The sequence below is a fragment of the Streptomyces sp. TRM70350 genome (assembly GCF_019219825.1).
GTDB lineage: Bacteria > Actinomycetota > Actinomycetes > Streptomycetales > Streptomycetaceae > Streptomyces.
In genome coordinates, this window is sequence record NZ_JAHUXH010000001.1 from 556,390 (window position 1) to 579,330 (window position 22,941).

Sequence of the window (22,941 nt, forward strand, 5' to 3'; positions counted from 1 at the left end):
CGCCAAGTGCAAGAACGGCAACAGGCGTTGCGTGCACCGCAACGAGGTGGGCGGGTCTACCAGTCGCCGTCCGTGACCGGCTTGCCCGGCGCGTCACCCAGCGGCTTCACCTGGTGCGGCGCGGGCTCCTGCCAGGGCTCGTGGTCGTCGCCGAGCCAGTCGCCGACGGGCTTGACGGCCGAGAGCGTGTCCGGGGCGGCGAGATCCTCCCCGTCCTGGTCGTAGTAGTCGTACCAGGGCAGTCCCGCGCGCGTGTACGCCGCGCGGTCCACGGGCGACGGCGGGGGCGCCTCGCCGGTGATCCGGCGCCACTCCGGCGGCGTCACCAGGTGGACGAAGACCCGCCCGGCGGGCCGCTCGGCCCAGTCCGCGAGCGGCCGGTCGTCCCGGTAGACCTCCTGGCGCATCGAGCCGCCGGCGCCGAGCCCCATCGCCGCGGCGGCCCGGGGCGGACCTCCGGGCGCCGCCGCTGGAGCCGCCATCGCGGCCCCGTGGCTTGCCGGGGCCGCGAAGGGCATCGCCCGCGCCCGCTCCGCCCTGCGCCGCTGGTGTTCGCGCCAGGCGGCCAGCGCCACGTCGTTCAGCGGGAACGACTGCAGCTGTACGCCGCCCCACACTTCCTCGCCCGTGACCTGCCCCTCCACGGTCGCGCCGAGGCCCAGCGGCACCGCCACGAACTGGCGGACCGTGCCCTTGCCGGAGTTGATGCCGTCCAGCCAGGGCTGACGCGGCAGCACGACGTAGTTCTGCGGCTCCCGGGCGAGCCGGTCGCTCCACGGCCGGCCCGAGACCGCGCACACCTTGCCCACGCCGACCTGAAGGGCGGCGGGCTCGGCGGTGCCCGCGAAGCTCAGCCACATCGCCTCGCGCAGATATACCGGCAGCATCACACCACCGCGCGCCAGCCACTGCTCGGGCACCGTGTCCGCGTGGTCCGCCACCCGCCGGATCGGGAACTCGCCGAGGCCGGGCGGCAAGGGATGCGTGCCCGTCTCCGGCAGGCGCAGCGTGCGGATGAAGCGCACCGCCACACCCCCCGGCAGGCGCAGCGTGTTTCCGTCGATCCGCACGGTGGTGTCGCTCATCCGCACGCCCCTCCCGTCCCGTGCCGGATCGAGTCCCGGCGCTCCCTCACCAAGAACGCCCGCCGGCCCCGGTACGGTTCCGCCACAGCTGCTCCTGAACGCCCAGGCGCTCGCGCAGCCGGGTCAGCCGCGGCCTCCGCTCGCGCAGCTCACGGGTGTGACGGTCCAGCTCCTCCAGCAGCCGGCGCGAGCGGTGCTCGGTGTCGAGCTCGTCGAGGATGCGGTTGACCTCGGTCAGCACGGCGCCGTACAGCTGCCACTCGCGCGCGTCGCGCTGGACCTCCTCCAGCAGGAGGTGGGCCAGCTTGTCGCGGGTGGTCGCGGCCGCGTGCAGTTCGGCGGCGAGCCGGTCCTCGGCCGACTCGGCGCTCGCGCTGACGCTGGTGGTGACCAGCACCGCGAAGCTCACCACCGCGTCGCCGATCTCGGACAGCAGCTGCTCCACGACGGACCCGGTCTCGCCCTTGAACAGCGGTTCCGGGTCGCGCTCCTTCGCCAGGTCCGTGAGGGTGCGGGCGATGACCCGCAGCACCACCGTGCAGATCTCCAGCGTGTCGAGACCCGTACGCAGCACCACCCGGTGCAGCAGCCCCTCCCGCACCCGCGGATTGAACCGCAGACTGTCCTCGGCCTGCCGCAGTGCCGCGTCCACCTGCACGATGTCATGGTCGAGGCGGCGTGCCTCGTGCAGGCGCTCGGCCGCGTACTCGACGGGGGTGTGGCCTCCTGCCTCCTCGCCGACCCGCAGCATCAACTGCCGCATCCGGCGGGCGAGCCCCTCGATCGACTCGCCGGCCTCGCCGACCCACACCGGCGGCGCCAGCAGCAGATTGCAGGAGAGCCCGACGACCGCGCCGATCAGCGTCTCCACGATCCGCGCCCAGGCGGTGTCCCCGACGGTGGTGACGCCGAGCACCAGCATCGCGCTGATCGCCACCTCGGGTACGTACTCGTGGACCCGTACCAGGTGCCCGACGGCCAGCGCGGCCAGGATCACCAGGCCGAGGCTCCACCAGGTGAGGCCGACCAGCAGGCTGAAGGCGATGGCGACGAGGACGCCGGTCACCACGGAGTTCACCCGGCGGACGCCGTTGGTGAGGGTGGCGTAGAGGGTGACCTGGACGACCAGCAGCGCGGTGAGCGGTGCGGTGAGCGGCGCGGCCTCGGGGCTCAGACGCAGCGCGATGACGTACGCGACGGTCGCCGCGACGGTCGACCGCAGGGTCTGGACGACCACGGGGTCGCGCCGCCACTTCGTCAGGCGCGTGCGGTACGCCGACCGGTCTCGTTCCACTCGCATCCCTTGGCCTGTTCCCCGTCCCCTGCGGCATCGAACGTATCGTTGCCCGTGGTCCGGTCGATCTGTTCCTCCAGCGCCGGGCTCTCCTCGAAACGAGCCCCGGAGCACAGGCTGCGGTACAGACAGCCGCGCTGCGGGGGCGGGAAGCGCAGGGTGACTCCCATGGGCCGCCCCGCGCGTTCAGTCGCGGGGTCAGGGTGGCGCCCGGCGTGCGGGAGGCGTTCCGTACCCTGTAGCGCGCCCCGGGCGCCTTAGCTCAGGACCTGAATTAAGGGTCGGAGTAATATCCCGGTGGGCCGGCGGGGTGTGTCGCCGGTCGGGCGGGGTGGGGAAGGAGCCACATGGCGGGGCGGAACGGGCGCACGGTGCGTGACCTCAGGCGGGCCAACCGGACGGCCGTGCTGCAACGACTGTACTTCGACGGCCCGCTCAGCCGCTTCGAGCTCGGCCCGGCGACCGGCCTCAGCTCGGGCTCCGTCAGCAACGTCGTCGCCGACCTGGTCGCCGACGGACTGGTGGAGGAGGCGGGCAGCGTCGACTCCGACGGCGGCCGCCCGCGCACGCTGCTGCGGGTGGCGCCCGGCAGCGGCCACATGATCGGCGTCGATGTCGGCGAGACCCGGGTGCGCGTGGAGTTGTTCGACCTCACCCTCACCGAACTCGCCCGCACGGAACGGCCGTTGGAGCAGCAGCGGTACGACGTCGAGGTGATCGTCGGCCACCTCCGCGACGGCGTCGCCGAAGTGCTCGCCGCCGCGGATGTGGCTCCCGAGCGGCTGCTCGGCGTGGGGATCGGCGTCCCCGGCATCGTCGAACACCGCCCGGACCGGGGCGCCGTCGTGCACGGCCAGACGATCGGCTGGGACGCGGTCCCGCTGGAGGCGCTGCTCCGCGCCACCTCCCGGCTCCCGGAGACCGCCGCGTACTTCATCGACAACGGCGCCAAGACGCTCGGCCAGGCCGAGATGTGGTTCGGCGGCGGACGCGGCGCCCGCAACGCGGTCGTCGTGCTGTTCGGCTCCGGCGTCGGCGCCTGTCTCGTCACGCCCGAGGTGGAGCACGGGCGGGCCGTCGAGTGGGGCCATCTGACGGTACGGGTCAGGGGGCGCCGCTGCCGGTGCGGTGCGCTCGGCTGCCTGGAGGCCTACGCGGGCGCCGAGTCGCTGCTGGAGCGCTGGCGCGAGGAGGGCGGCCGCCCGCCCGAGGGCACCGACGAGGAGACCGCGCTCACCGCGATGCTGGCCGCCGCCTACCCGCCCGAGGGCGGTACGGCGGACCCGGCGGCGCTGGCCGTGCTGGAGGAGACCGCCGAGTATCTGGGCGCGGGCCTGTCCGACCTGATCAACCTCTTCCAGCCGGAGCGGATCCTGATCGGCGGCTGGGCGGGCCTTCAGCTCGGCGCCGGGTTCCTGCCCGCCGTACGCCGGCACGCGGCGGCGTACGCCCTGCGGCATCCGGCCGAGAAGGTCACCATTGAGCTGGGCCGGCTCGGGCCCGACGCGGTCACCGTCGGCGCGGCGATCCTGCCGCTGGCCGACTTCTTCGCCCGCGGCGGCCGCCGCCCCGAGCCCACACCGCAGGGACCGCCGCCGGCCTGGCGCGCGGTCCTGAGGGAGCGGGCGCCGCACTGACCGGGCGACGTCCATGACGTGCGGTTTCGCCGCCGCTGCCGGAGGTACTCGCGTGGCTCTCGAAACGCCAGGAAGGGAGTATGTCGTGACCGACCATCGCCATGAGGAGCCGGGCCGCGGTCCCGGTCCCGTACCGCGTGACCTGCCCGACCAGCAGGCCGTGCCGGACGAGGAGGACCCCTGGGAGGTGTCCTCGGCCGAGGGGGACCGCGCTGCCGAGGCTGCCAAGCAGGCGGAGGGCGCCGAGGGCGCTGAGAAGGACCGGGCCGCCGCCGACGTACCCGACACGGACGAGGCGGGTTCGGGCAGACAGGGCGCCCCGCAGTCGGCCACGGTCCACCCCGTGCACCCGGCACCGGACGAGTCACCGGACTGAACACACCGGTGGACGTGGACCGGCACGCGCCGTTCAAGGGGGGCTCAGCCCACCCGCCCCGGGAGCTCAGCCCACCTTCCGCCCCCGCATCGGCTCCGTCCGCGCCCCCGCCCCCTGCTGAAGCCCTTGGAGGAACTCCTCGATCACCTCGGTCGCCGTGCGCGTCGGCCGCCAGCCCAGTTCGGTGTGCGCGCGCGTGCAGTCCATCAGCGGCAGCCGCAGCACGGCGTCGAAGAGGTGCGGGGAGGCGGGCAGCAGATGCAGCCCCCACGCGGCGGCGATCGCCGAGCGGGCCGCGGTCCGGGGCAGCCGTACCGGACGGCTGCCGAGCATCTCAGCCAGCAGCTCCGCGTCGACCGGCGGCTCGGCCGCGAGGTTGAAGGCGCCCCGCACGTCCGAGCCCACCGCCAGCTGGTACGCGGCGGCCGCGTCGTCGGTGTGCAGCGCCTGCACCCGCAGTCCGGGGACGTCCGGCAGGAACGGCAGCAGCTCGGGACGTGCCAGCGGGCCCGGCAGGAACCTGCCGCCGAAGATCCGCCGCTGCTCGCTCGCCGACTCCCGCTTGAACAGGAACGCGGGCCGCATCCGCACCACCCGGATCCCGGGGTGGTCCCGTTCGAAGGCGTCGAGAGCACGTTCGAGATAGGCCTTCTCCCGGCAGTACGCGGCGTCCGGCCAGCCGTGCGTCGGCCAGGACTCGTCGACGGCCTGGTCCTTGGGCCCCGGCGAGTACGCGCCCACCGAGGAGGCGTGGACGAGGGTGGGCACGCCCGCGGAGGCGACCGCGTCGAACACCCGGATGCTGCCCAGCACGTTGGTGCGCCAGGTGGTCGCCGGGTCGTGTGTCGGCTGAAACGCCCAGGCCAGATGGACGACGGCGTCGGCGCCGAGGAACTCCTTGACGAGATCGGCCTGTTCGGACGCCACATCGACCGCGGCCCAGTCCGTCTTCGGCGGCGACCACTCGGGAAGCCGCCGCGCCAGGCCCCGTACCGACCCGACCTGCGGATCCTCGGACAAAAGGCGCACCACGCTGGTGCCCACATTGCCGGTCGCGCCCGTGACGACGATCCTGCTGCCCGCTTCGCTGCTCACGTTCCGCTCCTCTCGGGCGTACTCCTGGCGGTGGAGGGCACCGAGTACCCGGTCGCGGCCGCTCGCACGCGTACGAGTACGGGTGAGAGAAAGCCCCGACCGGACGGGGGAGGCCGGTCGGGGCGGTATGAGGGTGGGCACGGATGGCGGTCGCCTCTCGGCGCCACGAGTTGTTCAACGGGTAACTGTCCTCGGGCGTTCCGTCGCGCGCCCCGAAATGCCGTGATCCGTGTCACCCTGCCGCCCCGCTCAGCTCCGGCAGGGACGCCAGCAGATGAGCGGGATCGTCGTAGATGGCGTCCGCCCCGGCCTCCTCCAGGTCCGCCCGTGGAATCCCGCCGCACAGCACGCCCACGCACCGCACCCCGGCCCGGCTGCCCGCCCGCATGTCCCACACGGTGTCGCCCACGAACACCGCCCGCTCGGCGGGTACCCCGGCGAGTTCCAGGGCGTGCTCGACGGGCTCGGGTGCGGGCTTGCCCTGCTCCACGTCGTCGGCACTGGCCGTCGCGGTGATCGCCTCGTCCGCGTCGATCGCGCGGCGCAGCGCGGCCAGCTCGGTGCCGCCCGCCGAGGTCGCCAGCACCACGCTCCAGCCGTCCCGGTGCAGCCGGCGCAGCAGCGGGCCGGCGTCGGGCAGCGCGGGCAGCCGGTCGAAGTACTGCCCGTAGAGGACTTTGTGGGCGGTGCTCAGCTCGTCGTCCCGGTCCTTGTCCCGGTCGTCGCCGAGCAGATGCGCGATCAGGTCCGACGAGCCCAGGCCCACCGCCCGGTGGATGGCGTGCATCGGGATGTGATGGCCCGCCTGCCGGAAGGCCTCCCACCAGGTCGCGACATGCAGATGGTTGGTGTCGACGAGCGTTCCGTCGACGTCGAACACGGCGGCGCGATCCATGGCGGTCCTTCCGCTCCCTTCCGCTCACCCCTCGTCAGGCTTCGTCAGCCGCACGAGTACCACGCGAGCGGCCCGCCAAGCGGACACCGGGCCTCATCCCACCCCGGTCGGCACCAGCCCCTCCCGCGTCCAGCCCAGCAGCTCCTCGGCCGACCAGGTGGTCACGATCCGCTCCGCGGGTATCCCGCACTCCTCCGCCCGGGCGCAGCCGTTGATCTGCCAGTCCAGCTGCCCCGGCGCGTGCGCGTCGGTGTCGATCGAGAAGAGCACGCCCGCCGCCAGCGCCTGACGCAGCAGTCGGCGAGGCGGGTCGAGCCGTTCGGGGCGACTGTTGATCTCCACCGCCGTACCGGACTCGGCGCACGCGGCGAACACCTCCTCCGCGTCGAACTCCGACTCCGGCCGCCCGCGCCCGGTCACCAGCCGCCCGGTGCAGTGCCCGAGGATGTCGGCGTGCGGATCGCGGACGGCCCGCACCATGCGGCGGGTCATCGAGCGGGCGTCCATGCGCAGCTTGGAGTGCACGGACACCACCACGACGTCCAGCCGCGCCAGCAGCTCCGGCTCCTGGTCCAGCGAGCCGTCCTCCAGGATGTCGCACTCGATGCCGGTGAGCAGCCGGAACGGCGCCCACGTCGCGTTGAGGGCGGCCACCACGTCCAGCTGCTCGCGCAGCCGCTCGGCCGACAGCCCGCGCGCCACCGTCAGCCTGGGGGAGTGGTCGGTGAGCGCCGTCCACTCGTGGCCGAGCGCCGCCGCGGCCCGGCCCATCTCGTCGATCGGGCTGCCGCCGTCCGACCAGTCGGAGTGCACATGGCAGTCCCCGCGCAGCAGCGCCAGCAACCCCTCCCCGCCCCGCACCGGCCGCTCCTGCCCGGCCTCGCCCTCCAGCTGTACCAGATAGCCCGGCACCTGCCCCGCCAGCGCCTCCCGCACCACCTGCGCGGTCTTCGGGCCGACGCCCTTGAGTGACTCCAGCGACCCCGCGGCCGCCCGCGCGCGCAGCTCGTCCTCGGGCAGCTCGGCCACCACGCGGGCGGCGGTGCGAAAGGCACGGACGCGGTACGTCGGCGCCAGCGACCGCTCCAGCAGGAAGGCGATCCGGCCCAGTGCCTCGACGGGATCCATCGCCACCTCCTCCGGGTCACCCTCCAGGGTTCCGCAGCCCCACGGGGGCCGCACGGCGGACTCTCGGCGGCCCTGCGCGGTTTGTCCGGTACGCGCCGGGGTACTGCGATGCCTCGTCCTGCAGTCGTCCAGCGGAGGCCTTCATGACCGCCCCCACCGCACCCCACCCCAAGGTCGCCCTGATCACCGGCGCCGACTCGGGCATCGGACGCGCCACCGCCGTCCGGCTGGCCGAGGCGGGGCTGGATGTCGGCATCACCTGGCACAGTGACGAGAAGGGCGCCGAGGAGACCGCCGAGGAGGTGCGGGCCGCAGGCCGGCGGGCGGCCGTCGCCCGGATGGATCTCACACGGCTGCCCGAGGCCGCGGACACCGTCGACGAGCTGTGCGGGACGCTCGGCCGGCTGGACGTGCTCGTCAACAACGCCGGAACGGGCACGGCCACACCCTTCCTCGACCTGGAGCTCGCCAAGGTGCGCGAGGTCCTCGACGTCGACCTCGTCGGCCCCTTCCTGTGCGGGCAGCGGGCGGCGCGGCACATGATCCGGCAGGGCGACGGGGGCCGGATCGTCAACGTGACGTCCGTGCACGAGCACCAGCCCAGGGTGGGCGCCGCGCCGTACTGCGCGGCCAAGGGCGGCCTCGGCCTGCTCACCCAGGTCATGGCCCTGGAACTCGCCGAGCACGGCATCACCGTCAACGCCGTCGCCCCCGGCGAGATCGCCACGCCCATGACCGGCCAGGAGGACACGGACGTCCGCAGCGAGCGGCGCCCCGGCGTGCCGCTGGGGCGGCCGGGCGACGCCCGGGAGGTCGCCGCCGTGATCGCCTTCCTCGCCGGGCCCGACGCCTCGTACGTCACCGGCGCGTCCTGGACCGTCGACGGCGGCATGCTCCGCATGGGCCCGCAGGCGGGCTCCCACCTGACCTCGGACGACTGGCGGCGCCCCTGAGCCCGCACAGCCCCTGGGCGCCGCCACCGGCCGCCGCAGCAGGGGCCGCAGTGGCCGGATCCGCTCTACGCTCTATGACATGACCGAAATCGCGAGCCCCTACATCTCCCATCCGCGGATCACGGTGCTCGGCGTCCAGCCCGGCAGTCCGCCGTTCCGCATCGTGGAGATCGACGGTCAAGTGGTCGGTGCGGCGCGGGCCGTCACCGATGTCCTGGAGACTGCCGCTGCCTTCGGCATCACGGTCCACGACCTGGACGACCCGGACGTGGTGCGCTGGGTCGGCGGCGACAAGTTCACCTGGAAACCCCGCTAGGGCCTGCGCTCAGCCCACCGTCCACTTCTGGTCGGCGCCGCCCGTGCAGGTCCAGATCTGCAGCCGCGTGCCGTTGGCCGAACCGCTGCCGGTGACGTCCAGGCACTTGTCGGCCTGCGGGTTGACGAGGTCGTGTGCCGCCGTGACGACCCACTTCTGCGCGCCCGTGCCGTTGCAGTCCCACAGCTGGACGGCGGTGCCGTCCCTCGTGCCGCCGCTCGCGACGTCCAGGCACTTGCCGAGCGCCCGGATCGTCCCGTCCGCGCCGACGGTCCACTGCTGCGCGGCGGTGCCGTTGCAGTCGTAGAGCTGGACGGGCGTGCCGTTGGCGGAGTTCGCCCCGGCGACGTCCACGCACATGCCGGCCAGCCCCCTGATCGCCACGCCGGTCGCCGAGTCGCTCGTGGTCACCGACACGTGGTCCACCACCAGCTGCTGCGGGAAGACGGTGGAGCCGTCCGGGTCGCCCGGCCAGTAGCCGCCGACCGCGAGGTTGAGGATCAGGAAGAACGGCTTGTTGAACACCCACTGCTTCCCACCCAGGTCGGCGGGTGTACGGCGCTGGTAGACGTTGCCGTCCACGGACCAGGCGATCGAGTCGGGCGCCCAGTCGACGGCGAAGGTGTGGAAGCCGTCCGCGAAGGCCTGCCCGTTCGGCAGGGAGTAGGCCGCGCCGACGCCGCCCGAGCCGAAGTAGCCCGGGCCGTGGATCGTGCCGTGCACCGTGGAGGGCTCGAAGCCGACGTTCTCCATGACGTCGATCTCGCCCGAGTCCGGCCAGCCGACGTCGCCCAGGTCGTTGCCGAGCATCCAGAACGCCGGCCACATGCCCTGCCCGCGCGGGATCTTCATGCGGGCCTCGACATGTCCGTACTGCGCGGTGAACTTCCCGGCGGTGTTCAGCCGGGCCGAGGTGTACTCGCAGCGGCCGTACCAGCACTGGTGGTTCGCCGGGTTCTCCTTCCGGGCGGTGATCACCAGATGGCCCTGGCCGTCGAGCGCGGCGTTGTTCGTGCCGGGTGTGTAGTACTGCCGCTCGTGGTTGTTGACGTTGTCGCCGGTCTCGATCTGCCACTTCGAGGAGTCGACCGCCGCACCGGCGGGACCGTCGAAGGTGTCGGAGAACGTCACCGCCCGGACATCGGCCGGCTCCGCCCGGGCGGGCGCGGCGACGGCGGCGGAGGCGAGCAGCACGGCGGACAGCGCGCCGAGCAGGCATCTGCGGAGCAGTCGTGGGGAAGCCACGGCCTTCCCTTCCGTACGGCGTCCCGCGCACGGGCGCGCCGACTGAGGTGGGGGGTGAAGGATTCCCCTTGATTCAAGAGGTGAGGTAAGGGTGCGTCAATACCTTGGTACAGACCAGAAGTTGGAGCCCGCGTCGCGACGGACGTCGGATCTCTCAGCGCCGCGCGTGCACCGCCCGCCCCAGCCTGCGCCCCAGCAGCAGATACCCGGCCAGCGCACCGGTCGTGTTGAGGATGACGTCGTCGACGTCGAAGGCGCGGCCCGTGACCATCGCCCCCTGCGCCAGCTCCACCGCCAGCATCACGACCGCGGTGAGCAGCAGCACCCGCAGGATCCCGCGCGCCCGGGGCGCGAGCACCGGCACCAGCACCCCGAAGGGCACCCCGAGCAGCAGGTTGCCGCCGATCTGCTTCACCGCGTCACGCAGTTCGGGCTGGTCCAGATAGGCGCGCAGGGAGCTGCCGGGACGCAGGTTGCTGTGCGTCAGCGCCTCCGACGCCGGGGAGGGCTGCAGGGTCAGCCGGGCCAGCACCACGGCGAACGCCACCATGAAGGCGAAGGCGCACGCCATCGCCAGTGTCCGGCCGATCAGTGGAAGCAGCGGGCGCCGCTTCCTCGGCTCCGGCTTGGCCGAAGGCTTCGCGAACCCGTTGGCGGGCCGCTTGGCGAGTCGCTTGGCGAGTCGCGGGCGCGACAGAACGCGGGACAGCAGGGCGGCACGACCCACTCGGTCCTCCAGGGTTCAACTTCCCTTGGCAACAAGGCGATTACCCCCGGAGACGGCAGAGATGCGGCGCCGGTCTCCCCTTGTCCTGCCGAGGCACTCCGGCGAGGACCCGCGCGCCGCCCCGCCCTCCTCATGGGCCGGTGCTTTGATGACGCAGAGTGACCTGAAGAGCCCGTCGAGGTGCTGCCCGCTGACCCGGCGTACGACGCTCCCGGCCGTGAGCCCGCCGTGAGCCGGCGCCGTGGGCGACGGCGCGGCCGTGGGGCTGGCCGCGCCGGCCGCGACCCGGCCGAGGCTGCTCGCCGCCCCGGACTGGGCGCTGCGGCTGCGGCGCCCAGTCCGGGCACGTCGGGGACTACGTGGCCTGGCTGCTGGTGGGCGCCACCGTGCTCGGCGCCCTCGCCCTGCCCGGCGTCCTCACCTCGTGATCATCTTCCGTAGGTGACGTCGACCTCCTTGAAGCCGAGGGAGCCCAGCAGCCCTTCGAGCATGTCGGTGGTGTTGCTCTCGGCGCGCGCGGTGAGCTCGCTCTCCTTCGCCGCGTCCTGGATGTGGCGCACCGCGAGCTGCTGCACGGCCTGTTCGCCGTTGGGGTTGTCCGAGAACAGGTCACCGAGCCGGTCGAGCAGACCGCGCTGCTTGGAGACGGCGTAGGAGCGGTCGGGGTCGAGCGCGGGCTCGCCGAGTGCCGCGTGCGGCAGCCGCAGCGTGGCGGACGTACGGTCCTCGTTGACCGTCACGTCGTCCTCGCCGACCTTGCCGAGGTCGACGTAGGCGTCGACGGTGCCCGCCCCGACGTACAGGGTGCGGGTGCCGCGGATGGCGTCGGGCAGGTACTTGGTGTCCTTCTCCAGGTCCACGACGACCTGGAAGTTGCCGGAGGCGGCGTCGTAACGGCTGATGTCCTGGATCGACTTGAGCAGGGCCGGCCCCGAGCGGTCGTGGGTCTGAGTGCCGAACAGGTCCTTCAGGCCCGGCAGCACGCTCAGCCGGATCCCGGCGAACAGCACGACGAGCACCAGCACGAGGGCGCTCAGCGCCTTCGCCCAGCCGGGCATGCGCCTGGGGAGTCGCTTGATGGAAGTCGTCATGGGTGACGGTCCTCCTTCCTACTCTCCCCATGCCCTTTACGCCGGAAGGTCAGACCGTGGGCGTCCCGGACTGCCGCAGGGCCGCGTCCAGCGTGGGCAGCGGCGGCAGCAGCCGGTGCAGCCCGGTGACCCGCAGGACACGCAGCGTCATGGGGTGGGCACACACCAGATGCAGCCGCCCGTCATGGGCGAGCACCCGGCCGCGCGCCCGGTACAGCAGCCGCAGCCCGGAGCAGTCGAAGAACTCGACGGGGCTGAGGTCGATCACGATCCGGGCGCCGGGGAGCGCGGTCACGTCGTCCAGGTGCGGGAGGATCTCCGCCGCGGCGGCGATGTCGATCTCCCCGCGGAACTCCAGCACCGTGTGCCCCTGTTCCCGGTGGATGCGCAGGTGCCGGGTGAGCGGCGCGGCGTTCCCCTCCACGTCGACCTCACCTCCCACCGGCTGCCGGTGGACCCGCAACTGCGGGCCCCGCCCTGCAAGTTACCCTCGCTGGAAAGCATTTCAGCATGTTCGGTTGACATATGTCTTCGAATTGCGACCGAGTTTCTTCGCGGCGTGAGCAAAGTGTTACGACAGGGCCTGCCAGGCCTTGCTGAGGGCCTGGCGGAACTGCTCGGTCTGATGGGCCGTCAACTCCCGCACCATCCGCTCCTCCAGCTCCCGCACCGGCCCGGCGAGCCGGGTGAGCAGCTCGCGCGCCTCGCCGGTGAGCAGGATCAGCAGCTCCCGCCGGTTGTGCGGGTTGCGCTCCCGGCGCACCAGGCCACGGCCCTCCAGGGAACGGACCAGGTCGGCGATCGACTGCGCGGTGACGAAGGAGTCGCGGGCCAGCTGCGCCGCCGACAGTCCGTCGTGCCGCTCCAGGACGGTGAGCGCGGTGTACTGCAGCGCCGTGATCCCGAACGGTCTGACCAGCTCGTCGAGGTGCGAGCGGACCACGAGCTCCACCTGCTTGACCATGTAGAGCAGGGACGGGGACGTCTTCGTTGCCTGGGTGCCGACCATGGATCGAGACTAGAGCATTGACAGGAAACCTGTCTGAAATCAGACTGCGGACCAACAGGAATCCTGTTTATTGAATTCTGGAGATCCTGTTGGTTTCCTGATCTTGGCAATGAAGCTGGGAGTGGCGATGACCACCTTCGAGATCGAACCCGGTCGACTGTTCATCGGGGGCCGGTGGCACGACGCCGCCGACGGAGCGCGCGGCGAGGTGGTCGACCCGTCGCGGGGCACGGTCCTCACCACCGTCGCCGAGGCGGGCCCCGCCGACGTGGACGCCGCCGTGCGGGCCGCCCGCGAGACCTTCGACGCCGGACACTGGGCAGGGCTGAGCGGCCGCGAACGGGGCCGCATCCTGCACCGCGTCGCCGAGCTGATCCGCGCCAACGCCGACGAACTCGCCGAGCTGGAGAGCCTCGACGTCGGCAAGCCGATCACCCTGTGCCGCGCCGTCGACGTCACGAACGCCGCCAACGACTACGAGCACTACGCCGCCCTGGCCCACTGTCTCGACGGCGCCACCCGCGACACCCCGCTCAACGCCCTGGCCTACACCCGCCGCGAGCCGCTCGGCGTGGTCGCGGCCATCACGCCGTACAACTTCCCGCTCATCCTGGCCGGTACCAAGCTCGCCCCCGCGCTCGCCGCCGGGAACACGGTCGTCCACAAACCCGCCGATGAGACCCCGCTCAGCGCCCTGTACATGGCCCGGCTGCTGCAGGAGGCCGGTGTCCCGGACGGCGTGGTCAACGTCGTCACCGGCACCGGCCCGGTGACCGGCGAGGCCCTGCTGCGCCACCCCGGCGTCGACAAGGTCGCCTTCACCGGCTCCACCACGGTCGGCCGGCATGTGGCGGGCGTCGCCGGGCAGGCGCTCCGGCCCGTCACCATGGAACTCGGCGGCAACGCCGCCCACCTCGTCTTCGAGGACGCCGACCTGGAGAAGGCGGTCGGCGCGGTCATCAAGGCGTTCGTCTTCAACACCGGCCAGTTCTGCATGGCCGGACCCCGGCTCCTGGTCGCCCGCCCGGTGTACGCCACCCTGCTGGGCATCCTCGCCGAGGCGGTCCCCGGCGTACCCGTGGGCGACCCTCGCAAGCCGGAGACCGTCGTCGGACCGATGGCGGGCGAGCGGCATCTGCGGAAGGTCGAGGAGTACGTCGAACTGGCCCGCAGGGAGGGCGGCCGTATCGTCTGCGGCGGCGAGCGCCTCGACCTCGACGGCGGCTACTACTACCGGCCCACCGTGATAGCCGACCTGCCGAACGACTCCCGTGCCGTCCAGGAGGAGATCTTCGGCCCGGTCCTCACCGTCCAGCCCTTCGACTCCGAGGACGAGGCCGTCGCCCTCGCCAACTCCACGCCGTACGGCCTGGCCGCGGGCGTGCAGACCGGCAGCCTCGCCCGCGCCCACCGCCTCGCCGACCGCCTCCAGGCCGGCATCGTCTGGGTCAACGACTGGGCGATGCTCGACCCCGCGGTCCCGTTCGGCGGCGTCAAGGACTCCGGCTTCGGCCGCGAGTACGGCCCCGAGGCGCTCGCCTCCTACACCAAGGTCAAGTCCGTCGTCGTCTCGCTCGACTGAGCGCGTTCGCCAAGGAGTTCCCGCGATGCCCACCCCCACCCGCGCCGCCGTCGTCGAGTCCGGCGGGGCGCCCTTCACCCTCTCCGAGGTCGTCCTCGACGAACCCGGCCCCCACGAGGCCCTCGTCCGCATGGTCGCGACCGGCCTGTGCCACACCGACCTCGGCGTGGCGAGCGGCGCCCTGCCCTTCCCGCTGCCCGGGGTGCTCGGCCATGAGGGAGCCGGAGTCGTCGAGGCCGTCGGGTCCGCCGTCACCGCGGTCGCGCCGGGAGACCACGTCGTGCTGTCCTTCACCTCCTGCGGCGACTGCCGCAACTGCCGCGCCGGACACCCCGCGTACTGCGCGACCTGGCTGCCGATGAACCTCATCGGGGGCCGACGGGCGGACGGCACCAGCACCATCACCCGCGACGGCGAACCGCTCGGCGGCCACTTCTTCGGCCAGTCCTCGTTCGCCGAGCGGGCCCTCGCGGACGAGCGCAGCCTCGTCAAGGTCGACCCGGACGTGCCGCTCGCGTCGATCGCCCCGCTCGGCTGCGGCGTACAGACCGGCGTCGGCGCCGTCTGGAACGTCCTGCGTCCGGTCACCGGCAGCAGCGTCGTCGTCCTGGGCACCGGAGCCGTCGGCCTGTCCGCGGTGATGGCGGCCGCCCTGACCCCCGCGACCACGGTCATCGCCGTCGACAAGGTCGGCCAGCGCCTATCGCTGGCAAAGGAGTTGGGCGCCACGCACACCGTCGACGCCGGGACGGCAGACGCCGGGGCCGCGATCGCCGACATCACCGGCGGTCAGGGCGCCGACGGTGTCGTGGAGACCACCGGCAGCGTCGCCGTGCTCCGGCAGGGCGTCGACGCGCTCGCCGCGCGCGGCACGCTGGTCGTCGTCGGCGCCCCGCCGTTCGGCACCGAGGTCTCCCTGGACGTCAACGGACTGCTCGCCGGGAAGCGGATCGTCGGCCTGACGCTGGGCGACAGCGAGACCCGGACCGCCATCCCCGCCCTGGTCCGGCTCGTGAAGGACGGGCGGCTCCCACTGCACCGCCTGATCGGCACCTACCGCTTCACCGAGATCGATCAGGCGGTGCGGGACATGAGCGCGGGCAAGACCGTCAAGCCCGTGCTCACCTTCTGACCGGGCTCAGTCGGCCAGCAGCACCAGCTTCCCCGTGGTGCGGCCGGTGTCGCCGACCTGGTGCGCCTTGGCGGCCTCGGCCAGCGGGAAGGTCCCCGCGATCGTCGCCCGCAGCCGGTCGTCCTCGATCAGCCCGGCGATGGCCCTCATGCCGTGGTGGTCGGCGTCGACGAGCATCCGGATCGCCCGTACGCCGAGCCGCTCGGCCTCCGCGTGGAAGTCGTCCGACCCGATCGGCAGGATCGACACCACGATCCCACCCGGGCGCAGTACGCGCAGCGAGCGGACGGAGTAGTCGCCGCCGATGGTGTCGAGCACGACGTCGACATCGTGCACGGCCTCCGCGAAGTCGGTCGCCCGGTAGTCGACCGGCTCGTCCACGCCGATCTCGCGCAGGAAGTCGTGCTTGCCCGCGCTCGCCGTGCCGATCACGTACGCTCCCCGGGCCTTGGCGATCTGCACGGCCACGTGCCCCACGCCGCCCGCCGCGGCATGGATCAGCACCCGCTGCCCCGGTCGCAGGTCCGCCCGCTCCACCAGCGCCTGCCATGCCGTCAGCGAGACCAGCGGCAGCGCACCCGCCTGCGTGTGGTCGATTCCGGCGGGCTTCGGGGCGAGGGCGCGGGCCGGGGCGATGACGTACTCCGCGTGCGAGCCGTGGCCGAAGGGGTAGGGCAGCATGCCGAAGACCTCGTCGCCGGGCCGGAAGAGGGCGACGCCGATGCCGGTCTGCTCGACGACGCCGGAGACGTCCCAGCCGAGGATGAAGGGCGGCTCGCCGAGGAAGCCGCCGGTGGCACGGTGCTTCCAGTCGGTCGGGTTGACGCCGGCGGCCCGCACCCGGACCAGCACCTCGTTCGGTCGCGGAGTCGGCCGCGGCACCTCTGCTTCTTTGAGGACCTCGGGACCGCCGAGGACGTCCTGGCTGATGGCTCGCATGGTGTTCACATCGCTCATGGTCACCCAGCCTGCCCGCGCCCGCCCGTTCGGAAAATGGCATGATGGCCACTCTTCGTCAGGATCGTGCCATGCAGCGTGTGGAGCGGGTCGTGGTGCTGGCCCTCGACGGCGTGTACCCCTTCGAACTGGGCATCCCCAGCCGGATCCTCGGCGCGGCCGACGGCCGGTACGAGGTGCTGACGTGCAGCGTCGACGGCGGGCCGGTGCGCACCAACGCCGACTTCTCGGTCACCGTCGAGCACGGCCCCGAGGCCCTGGCCACGGCCGACACGGTGGTGATCGCGCCCATCGCGCCGGAGTCCGTCACCGCCGACCTCCCGGACGAGGTGCGCGCCGCACTCGGCCTGATCCGGCCCGGCACCCGTATCGTCTCCATCTGCACCGGCGTCTTCGTGCTGGCCGCCGTCGGACTGCTGGACGGCCGCCGGGCGACCACGCGCTGGCAGGTCGCCGACCGGTTCCGGCGGATGTTCCCGCACGTCGACCTCGACCCGGACGTCCTCTTCGTCGACGACGGCCCCGTGCTGACCTCCGCCGGAGCCGCCTCCGGCGTCGATGTCTGCCTGCACCTCGTGCGCCAGGACCACGGCAGCCGGCTCGCCAACACCGTCGTGCGGCGCTGCGTGGTGCCGCCGTTCCGGGACGGCGGCCAGGCCCAGTACATCGAGCAGCCCGTACCCGAGACCGGTGCCGCCAGTACGGCCGCCACCCGTGCCTGGGCCCTCGAACGCCTCGGCGAACCGCTGACCCTGTCCGACCTCGCCGCCCACGCCCGGATGAGCCTGCGCACCTTCGCCCGCCGCTTCCACGACGAAGTGGGCGTCAGCCCCGGCCGCCGGCTCATCCAGCAGCGCGTCGCGCGCGCCCGGCACCTGCTGGAGTCCAGCGACCTCCCCGTCGACCACATCGCCGGCCAGGTCGGCTTCGCCACCGGCGCGTCCCTGCGCCAGCACCTGCACGCCGCGATCGGCGTCACACCGCAGGCGTACCGCCGCACGTTCCAGCGGACGCGTTGATCAAACGCAGCTGAGCTGCCGACTTGTCGATCAACGGTTTCTTGGCGGAGAGTGACGGAACCCTCACGTCCGCTCGGCCCGCGAGGTTGATCCTTTCGGGTTGAAACCCGATAAGCTCCCATCCGGCGCTGCGAGTTGACACGTTTGCGACGGGTCGACCCAGCAGTGCGCACTCATGAGTGCGGTCGCCCTGCACACCCCCCTGTTCGATCGTGTTGCTTCGAAGGATGCAGATGGAACTCGCCACTCCGCCCCCGGCGGCGCGGGCCCCTGTCGCCTGGTACAGCTGGTGGCTGATGCCGCTGGCCTTAGGAGGTGGGACGGTTGCCGCCACGTTCATGAGCTCGGAGCGAATAACCGTGGCCGTCGCCGGTATCGCGGCGACGGCGGCCGGCTCCGTGTGCGTACGGCTCCTGATCCGCACCCGGACGCAACTGCGGCGCGCGGAAGGCACCTTCCGCACCTCGCAGGCCGAGCACTCCCAGCAGTGGCAGCAGCACGTGGCGGGCCTGGAGCGCAAGCACGCCGCCGAACGCGCCGCCCACGAAGCCCAACTCGCCGACCGGGCACGGGCGTACGAGGCCCAGCTGGCCGAGCAGGCCGAGGACTACGAGGCCCGCCTCGCCGAACAGGCCGACGGCTACCAGGCGCAGCTCACCGAGCAGGCCCAGCGCCTGGAGGCACAGCTCGCCGAGCAGACCGCCACCTGGCAGGAGCGCCTCGCCCACCAGCAGGCCGCGGTCGCCCGGCTCGCGAACGAGCAGCTGCCCGAGGCGCTGCGGCGCCTGCGCGCCGGTGACGCGATCGACGACCTGCTGCCCTCGACCAACCAGTGCGCCAAGGTCTCCGCCGAACTCCAGGCCGACCTCCGCAAGGTGCTGCGCACCGCGCTGATCGGCGTCGAGGAGGAGTTCAACCGCTCCACCTCCGCCGAGCAGGCGGTCGTCGGCATCGGCAACCGGATCCACGTGCTCACCAGCAAGCTCCGCGGCCGGCTGCACGAGATGCAGGGCGAGCACGGCCGGCTCCCGTCCGTCGCGCGCGGCCTGATGGAACTCGACCAGGCGATCGGCCCCGCCGACTGTCTCGCCGCCAGCATCGGTGTGCTCGGTGGCTCGGACCGTCCGGGACGGCAGTGGCAGGAGCCGCAGCGGCTCCTCAGCGTGGTGCGCGGCGGCATCGGCCGGATCAAGGAGTTCCACCGCGTCGAACTCCGCCACCTGCCCGAACTCGGCGTCGACGGCGGCCTGGTGGACCACCTCACGCTGATCTTCGCGCACCTGCTGGACAACGCCACCCGCTACTCGCCGCCCACCGAGCCGGTGGTCGTCTCCGGCAAGGAGGTCCCCAACGGCGTCGGCATCGAGATCCAGGACTCCGGCAAGGGCCTGAGCGAGGAGAAGAAGCGCGAGGCCGAGCACGCCCTCGCCGGCACCGCCGCGGGCCCCGGCCTGGGCGGCGTCTCGGAGGACGCCAACATCGGCCTGCGCGTCGTCGGCATCCTCGCCCGCCGCTACGGCATTCGCGTCACCTTCGCCGACTCGCCCTGGCTCGGCACCTCGGTGGTCGTCGTGGTCCCGCACAAGTACTTCAGCCCGCTGCCCGCGGCCGGCCCGGCCACCGCGTCGGCCACCGCCCCGGCCGTATCGGAGACCCCCGCCACCGCACCGCAGCCGGCGACCGCCGAGCCCGCCCCCGACGCCGCCCAGGCGCAGGACACCACGCCCGGTGGACTGCCCCGGCGCCGCAGCAGGCGGGGCGAGGACGAGCCCGCCCCGGCCGCCCGTGCCGCGCGGACCGGGGAGACGGCTGTCTCCGCCGTACCGCCGGACACGTCCTTCACCGGCCTGGCCGCGTTCGCCACCGCCGGACGGGAGCACAGCGAGGGATCCGGGCCGGGCGACCGCGAGTCGACCGCCGTACGCGAGTCCGCAGAGCACCGCACTGAAGAGAGCGACTAGTCCACATGACGCAACAGGGAACCGACGTGAGCTGGGCGCTCCGCGATCTGGTGGAGAGCATCCAGGAGATCCGTTTCGCCCTCGTGGCCTCCAGCGACGGCAAGGCCATCACCTCCTACGGCGCCGAAGACCCCGACGACGTGGACCGCTTCGCCGCCGTGGTGGCCGGACTGCAGGCGCTGGCCCAGCCGGTCGCCGAGCAGTTCCCCAAGTACGCGGGACAGCTTCGGCTCGCCATGATCGAGGTCGACGGCGGTCACCTCTTCGTGGTCCGCGCGGGCGTCGAGACGTACCTCGGTGTCCTCGCGCGCGAAGGCCTCGACCAGGGCCTGCTGGGGCATCAGATGAGGGACCTGGCCCGCAGGATGGGCGAACTCCTGGGCACCACTCCGCGCCTGGAGGAGCACTCTGGATGAGTGTTCCCCGCCGGCCGACGGACCCGTCCGGTCTTGAGCGCTACTACGTCCTCACCAAAGGGCGCAGCGGACCGGGCGGTTCGGCGTCGAGCCTCGACGTGGCGACCCTCATCGTCTCCCGAGCCGCCCCCGCCCCGGGCATGCAGCACGAGTACGCGGAGATCGTCCGGCGCTGCCGCGAACCGCTGTCGGTGGCCGAACTCGGCGCCCATCTCCACCTGCCCTTCAACATTCTCGCGGTGCTGCTGGCGGACCTGCTCGAAGCAGGCCGCGTCGAAGCCCGTGACCCCATCCCGGCGCACGACGCCGGTCGCGGGCCCGACCTGGCGCTCCTTGAGGAGGTACTCAGTGGACTTGAAAGGCTTTGACCAACCCGGCAGTGCGGCGGCCGGGGACACCCGCTCGGTGAAGGTGATGATCGCCGGCGGGTTCGGCACCGGGAAGACCACGATGGTCCGCTCGGTCAGCGACATCAAGCCGCTCACCACCGAGGAGACCCTCACGCAGGCCAGCGCCGACGTCGACCACCTGATCGGCGTCGCCGACAAGGCGGAGACCACCGTCAGCCTGGACTTCGGCAAGATCAGTATCAATGACAGCCTGGTGCTGTACCTGTTCGGCACCCCGGGGCAGGAGCGGTTCTGGTTCCTGTGGAACGGCCTGTTCAAAGGCGCGCTCGGCGCGGTCGTACTGGTCGACACCCGCCGCCTGGCCTCCAGCTTCCGCGCGATCGAGGAGATGGAGCGACAGAACGTCCCCTTCGTCGTCGCCCTCAACGTCTTCCCCGACTCCAGGGACTATCCGGTCGAGGAGATCCGCGACGCCCTCGACATCTCCCCGCACACCCCGGTCGTGGCCTGCGACGCCCGCGACCGGACCTCCAGCCGTGACGTGCTCGTCGCCCTGATACGTCACTTGAAGGAACGCTCCGCCGTCGCACTGGAGTCCCGATGAACGACCAGACCTTAAACGGTCCCGACACCCCGCGGGGATGCCCCGTCGCCCACGGCTCCGGCGACCTCACCCGCCTGTACGGGCCGGAGGCGGCCACCGACCCGGTCGCCATCTACGAGCGGCTGCGCAAGGAACACGGCACGGTCGCGCCGGTGCTCCTGGAGGGCGACGTCCCGGCCTGGCTGGTGCTCGGCTACCGCGACAACCGGCGGGTCCTCGACAACCCCCTGCAGTTCACCCGGGACGCCCGGACCTGGCGGGACTGGCGGGAGGGACGGGTCGGGGAGACCTCGCCGCTGATCCCGATGCTCGGCTGGCGCCCCGACTGCGTCTCGCAGGACGGCGAACCGCACCGCCGGCTGCGCGGCGCGGTCACCGACGGACTGCAGGCCGCGGCCGCGCGCGGCATCCGGCGGCACGCCACGCACTTCGCCACCAAGCAGATCGACGCGTTCGCGGACGCCGGGCGCGCCGACCTGGTGGCGGACTACGCCGAGTACCTGCCGATGCTCGTCCTCACCCGGGTGCTCGGACTCGCCGAGGGGGAGGGGCGCCGGCTGGTCGAGTCCTCGGCCCATGTGCTCAAGGGCGGTGAGGACGCCGTCGTGCACGACGGACACATCCGGCAGATCCTCGGCGAACTCGCCGAGCGCAAGCGCGACGAACCGGGAGCCGACTTCACCACGGCCCTGCTGGAGCACCCGGCCGGGCTGGACATGGACGAGGTCGTCAGCCATCTCCGCCTGGTGCTGATCGCCGGGCACACCACGACCAGCAATCTGCTCGCCCGGGTGCTGCAGCTCGTCCTCACCGACGTCTCACGGCTCTCCGGCCTGGTCAGCGGGCAGTTGACGGTCTCCTCGGTGGTGGAGGAGGTCATGTGGGACACCCCGCCGCTGGCCGTGCTGCCGGGGCGGTTCGCCACCGCCGATCTGGAGCTGGGCGGCTGCCCGGTCAAGGAGGGCGACCTGCTCGTCCTCGGCCTCGCGGCCGGCAACCTCGACCCGGAGGTCCGTCCCGACCAGGGCGTGTCGGTCCAGGGCAACCAGTCGCATCTGGCGTTCAGTTCGGGCCCGCACGAGTGCCCCGGGCAGAACATCGGCCAGGCCATCATCGAGATCGCCGTCGACGTCCTGCTGCACCGACTACCGGGCCTGCGCCTGGCGGTCCCCCCGGAGGAGCTGACCTCAACGGCGTCCACCTGGGAGTCACGACTGGACAGCCTGCCGGTGGAGTTCCCTGTCTAAGGGGTCTGCTGGGGGCCTCGTGCGGGGGTTGGGTGCCATCTGCTGGGGGCCTCGTGCGGGGTGGGGTGTGATGCGTGGTGGGGCCCCGTGCGGGGTGGGGTGTGATGCGCTGTGGGCCCTGTCTGTCGTGGGGGCTTATTCGCGGTTGGGTGTGGTGCGGGGTGGGCTCGGTCCGCGGTGGGGGTGTGATGCGGGGTGGGGCTCCGTCGACAGTGGGGTGTGATGTGCGGTGGGGCCCTCGTCTGTCGTGGGGGCCTCATCCGCGGTGGGGTGTGGTGCGGGGTGGGGCTGGGTCCCCGGTGGGTGTGATGCGCGGTGGGCTTCATCCGCGGTGGGGCGTGAGGCGTCGTGGGCCCCGTCCGCCGTAGGGGCCTCGCCCGCAGTGCGGCGTCATGGCCAGCGGTGCCCCCCCATCCGCCGGTGGTGCCCCCTCCGCCATAGGGGCCTCCTCTGCCGAGGGCCCCCTCCGTGCCCTGATCTGCCGTGAGGCCGCACCGTCGTCAGGCTGGTCCATTGCGGGGCCGGTTCGTTGTGGGGCCGGTTGGTCGTGGCGCTGATCTGCCGTGAGGCCGCGCCCGTCGTGGGGCTGGTCCGTTGTGGGGCCGGTTGGTCGTGGCGCTGATCTGCCGTGAGGCCGCGCCCGTCGTGGGGCTGGTCCGTTGTGGGGCCGGTTGGTCGTGGCGCTGATCTGCCGTGAGGCCGCACCCGTCGCGGCGCCGGTCCATCGCGGGTCCGTCGTGGCGCTGATCCGCCGCCGGGGCTGACCCGCCGCGGGCCCCGATCCCCGCCTGACCCGCCGGGTCGGCCCAACCGCGGTGGTCC

Annotated in this window: 24 protein-coding genes; 12 read left to right on the top strand and 12 right to left on the bottom strand. The window is 72.6% G+C overall.

Annotation, left to right across the window (positions count from 1 at the left end):
• Positions 1–56 precede the first annotated feature (56 nt).
• Genes KWI83_RS02575 through KWI83_RS02585 form a run of 3 tightly spaced genes read right to left on the bottom strand, consistent with a single transcriptional unit; the run spans position 57 to position 2,549 of the window.
• The gene (locus KWI83_RS02575; RefSeq protein ID WP_218512553.1) at positions 57–1,085 is read right to left on the bottom strand and encodes a hypothetical protein; all 1,029 of its coding nucleotides are present in this window, start codon (positions 1,083–1,085) and stop codon (positions 57–59) included.
• Positions 1,086–1,131: 46 nt separating this feature from the next.
• Positions 1,132–2,385 (bottom strand): aromatic acid exporter family protein, encoded by a 1,254-nt coding sequence (locus KWI83_RS02580; protein ID WP_218512554.1) that lies wholly within the window; start codon positions 2,383–2,385, stop codon positions 1,132–1,134.
• Positions 2,343–2,549, bottom strand: coding sequence for a hypothetical protein (locus KWI83_RS02585; RefSeq protein WP_218512555.1), 207 nt, complete (start codon positions 2,547–2,549; stop codon positions 2,343–2,345). Before KWI83_RS02585 ends, KWI83_RS02580 begins: the two co-directional genes overlap by 43 nt.
• Before the next feature lie 177 nt (positions 2,550–2,726).
• On the opposite strand from KWI83_RS02585, the gene KWI83_RS02590 reads away from it, so the two are divergent.
• Positions 2,727–4,016 carry an ROK family transcriptional regulator gene (locus KWI83_RS02590; protein WP_218512556.1) on the top strand — a complete coding sequence of 430 codons (1,290 nt, stop codon included), beginning with the start codon at positions 2,727–2,729 and terminating at the stop codon, positions 4,014–4,016.
• An 85-nt stretch (positions 4,017–4,101) separates the two neighbouring features.
• Positions 4,102–4,392 (top strand): hypothetical protein, encoded by a 291-nt coding sequence (locus KWI83_RS02595; protein WP_218512557.1) that lies wholly within the window; start codon positions 4,102–4,104, stop codon positions 4,390–4,392.
• Between the two features lie 66 nt (positions 4,393–4,458).
• Here KWI83_RS02595 and KWI83_RS02600 read toward each other — a convergent pair whose 3' ends face one another.
• From KWI83_RS02600 to KWI83_RS02610, 3 genes are all read right to left on the bottom strand, one after another.
• The gene (locus tag KWI83_RS02600) at positions 4,459–5,487 is read right to left on the bottom strand and encodes an SDR family oxidoreductase (RefSeq protein WP_218512558.1); all 1,029 of its coding nucleotides are present in this window, start codon (positions 5,485–5,487) and stop codon (positions 4,459–4,461) included.
• Positions 5,488–5,719: 232 nt separating this feature from the next.
• Entirely contained in the window at positions 5,720–6,382 is a 663-nt protein-coding gene (locus KWI83_RS02605; RefSeq protein WP_218512559.1) for an HAD family hydrolase, read from the bottom strand.
• Between the two features lie 93 nt (positions 6,383–6,475).
• Positions 6,476–7,510 (bottom strand): PHP domain-containing protein, encoded by a 1,035-nt coding sequence (locus KWI83_RS02610; protein ID WP_218512560.1) that lies wholly within the window; start codon positions 7,508–7,510, stop codon positions 6,476–6,478.
• Positions 7,511–7,653: 143 nt separating this feature from the next.
• On the opposite strand from KWI83_RS02610, the gene KWI83_RS02615 reads away from it, so the two are divergent.
• A complete protein-coding gene (locus KWI83_RS02615; RefSeq protein ID WP_218512561.1) occupies positions 7,654–8,463 on the top strand; it encodes an SDR family oxidoreductase in 810 nt (269 codons plus the stop codon).
• A gap of 79 nt (positions 8,464–8,542) precedes the next feature.
• Positions 8,543–8,779, top strand: a complete 237-nt coding sequence (locus KWI83_RS02620) for a hypothetical protein (protein ID WP_218512562.1) — start codon at positions 8,543–8,545, stop codon at positions 8,777–8,779.
• 9 nt (positions 8,780–8,788) lie between these two features.
• Here the strand turns inward: KWI83_RS02620 and KWI83_RS02625 are convergent, their stop codons facing one another.
• The 5 genes from KWI83_RS02625 to KWI83_RS02645 form a co-directional block, all read right to left on the bottom strand.
• Positions 8,789–10,024 carry a glycoside hydrolase family 16 protein gene (locus KWI83_RS02625; protein WP_218512563.1) on the bottom strand — a complete coding sequence of 412 codons (1,236 nt, stop codon included), beginning with the start codon at positions 10,022–10,024 and terminating at the stop codon, positions 8,789–8,791.
• A 154-nt stretch (positions 10,025–10,178) separates the two neighbouring features.
• A complete protein-coding gene (locus KWI83_RS02630) occupies positions 10,179–10,751 on the bottom strand; it encodes a VanZ family protein (protein WP_374106266.1) in 573 nt (190 codons plus the stop codon).
• A 428-nt stretch (positions 10,752–11,179) separates the two neighbouring features.
• On the bottom strand, positions 11,180–11,842 hold the full coding sequence (locus KWI83_RS02635; protein WP_218512564.1) for a DUF4230 domain-containing protein: 663 nt from the start codon (positions 11,840–11,842) through the stop codon (positions 11,180–11,182).
• 49 nt (positions 11,843–11,891) lie between these two features.
• A complete protein-coding gene (locus KWI83_RS02640) occupies positions 11,892–12,266 on the bottom strand; it encodes an anti-sigma factor antagonist (RefSeq protein WP_218512565.1) in 375 nt (124 codons plus the stop codon).
• Positions 12,267–12,413: 147 nt separating this feature from the next.
• Positions 12,414–12,851 carry a MarR family winged helix-turn-helix transcriptional regulator gene (locus KWI83_RS02645; protein ID WP_218512566.1) on the bottom strand — a complete coding sequence of 146 codons (438 nt, stop codon included), beginning with the start codon at positions 12,849–12,851 and terminating at the stop codon, positions 12,414–12,416.
• A 127-nt stretch (positions 12,852–12,978) separates the two neighbouring features.
• Between KWI83_RS02645 and KWI83_RS02650 the strand changes: the two genes are divergently transcribed.
• Together KWI83_RS02650 and KWI83_RS02655 are read left to right on the top strand one after the other, a co-directional pair.
• The gene (locus tag KWI83_RS02650; RefSeq protein WP_218512731.1) at positions 12,979–14,433 is read left to right on the top strand and encodes an aldehyde dehydrogenase; all 1,455 of its coding nucleotides are present in this window, start codon (positions 12,979–12,981) and stop codon (positions 14,431–14,433) included.
• Between the two features lie 25 nt (positions 14,434–14,458).
• Positions 14,459–15,565, top strand: a complete 1,107-nt coding sequence (locus KWI83_RS02655) for an NAD(P)-dependent alcohol dehydrogenase (RefSeq protein WP_218512567.1) — start codon at positions 14,459–14,461, stop codon at positions 15,563–15,565.
• Positions 15,566–15,571: 6 nt separating this feature from the next.
• Here KWI83_RS02655 and KWI83_RS02660 read toward each other — a convergent pair whose 3' ends face one another.
• Entirely contained in the window at positions 15,572–16,522 is a 951-nt protein-coding gene (locus KWI83_RS02660) for an NADP-dependent oxidoreductase (RefSeq protein WP_218512568.1), read from the bottom strand.
• A gap of 71 nt (positions 16,523–16,593) precedes the next feature.
• Between KWI83_RS02660 and KWI83_RS02665 the strand changes: the two genes are divergently transcribed.
• The 6 genes from KWI83_RS02665 (at position 16,594) to KWI83_RS02690 (ending at position 22,119) form a co-directional block, all read left to right on the top strand.
• Positions 16,594–17,541, top strand: a complete 948-nt coding sequence (locus tag KWI83_RS02665; RefSeq protein WP_218512569.1) for a GlxA family transcriptional regulator — start codon at positions 16,594–16,596, stop codon at positions 17,539–17,541.
• 233 nt (positions 17,542–17,774) lie between these two features.
• On the top strand, positions 17,775–19,502 hold the full coding sequence (locus tag KWI83_RS02670) for an ATP-binding protein (protein WP_218512570.1): 1,728 nt from the start codon (positions 17,775–17,777) through the stop codon (positions 19,500–19,502).
• 5 nt (positions 19,503–19,507) lie between these two features.
• On the top strand, positions 19,508–19,918 hold the full coding sequence (locus KWI83_RS02675; protein ID WP_003994857.1) for a roadblock/LC7 domain-containing protein: 411 nt from the start codon (positions 19,508–19,510) through the stop codon (positions 19,916–19,918).
• Positions 19,915–20,286: a DUF742 domain-containing protein gene (locus KWI83_RS02680; protein ID WP_218512571.1), complete on the top strand. Its 372-nt coding sequence runs from the start codon at positions 19,915–19,917 to the stop codon at positions 20,284–20,286. Before KWI83_RS02675 ends, KWI83_RS02680 begins: the two co-directional genes overlap by 4 nt.
• Complete coding sequence (locus KWI83_RS02685) at positions 20,267–20,872, top strand: ATP/GTP-binding protein (RefSeq protein WP_218512572.1); 606 nt, start codon at positions 20,267–20,269, stop codon at positions 20,870–20,872. Before KWI83_RS02680 ends, KWI83_RS02685 begins: the two co-directional genes overlap by 20 nt.
• Entirely contained in the window at positions 20,869–22,119 is a 1,251-nt protein-coding gene (locus KWI83_RS02690) for a cytochrome P450 (RefSeq protein WP_218512573.1), read from the top strand. Before KWI83_RS02685 ends, KWI83_RS02690 begins: the two co-directional genes overlap by 4 nt.
• The last annotated feature ends 822 nt before the right edge of the window (positions 22,120–22,941 follow it).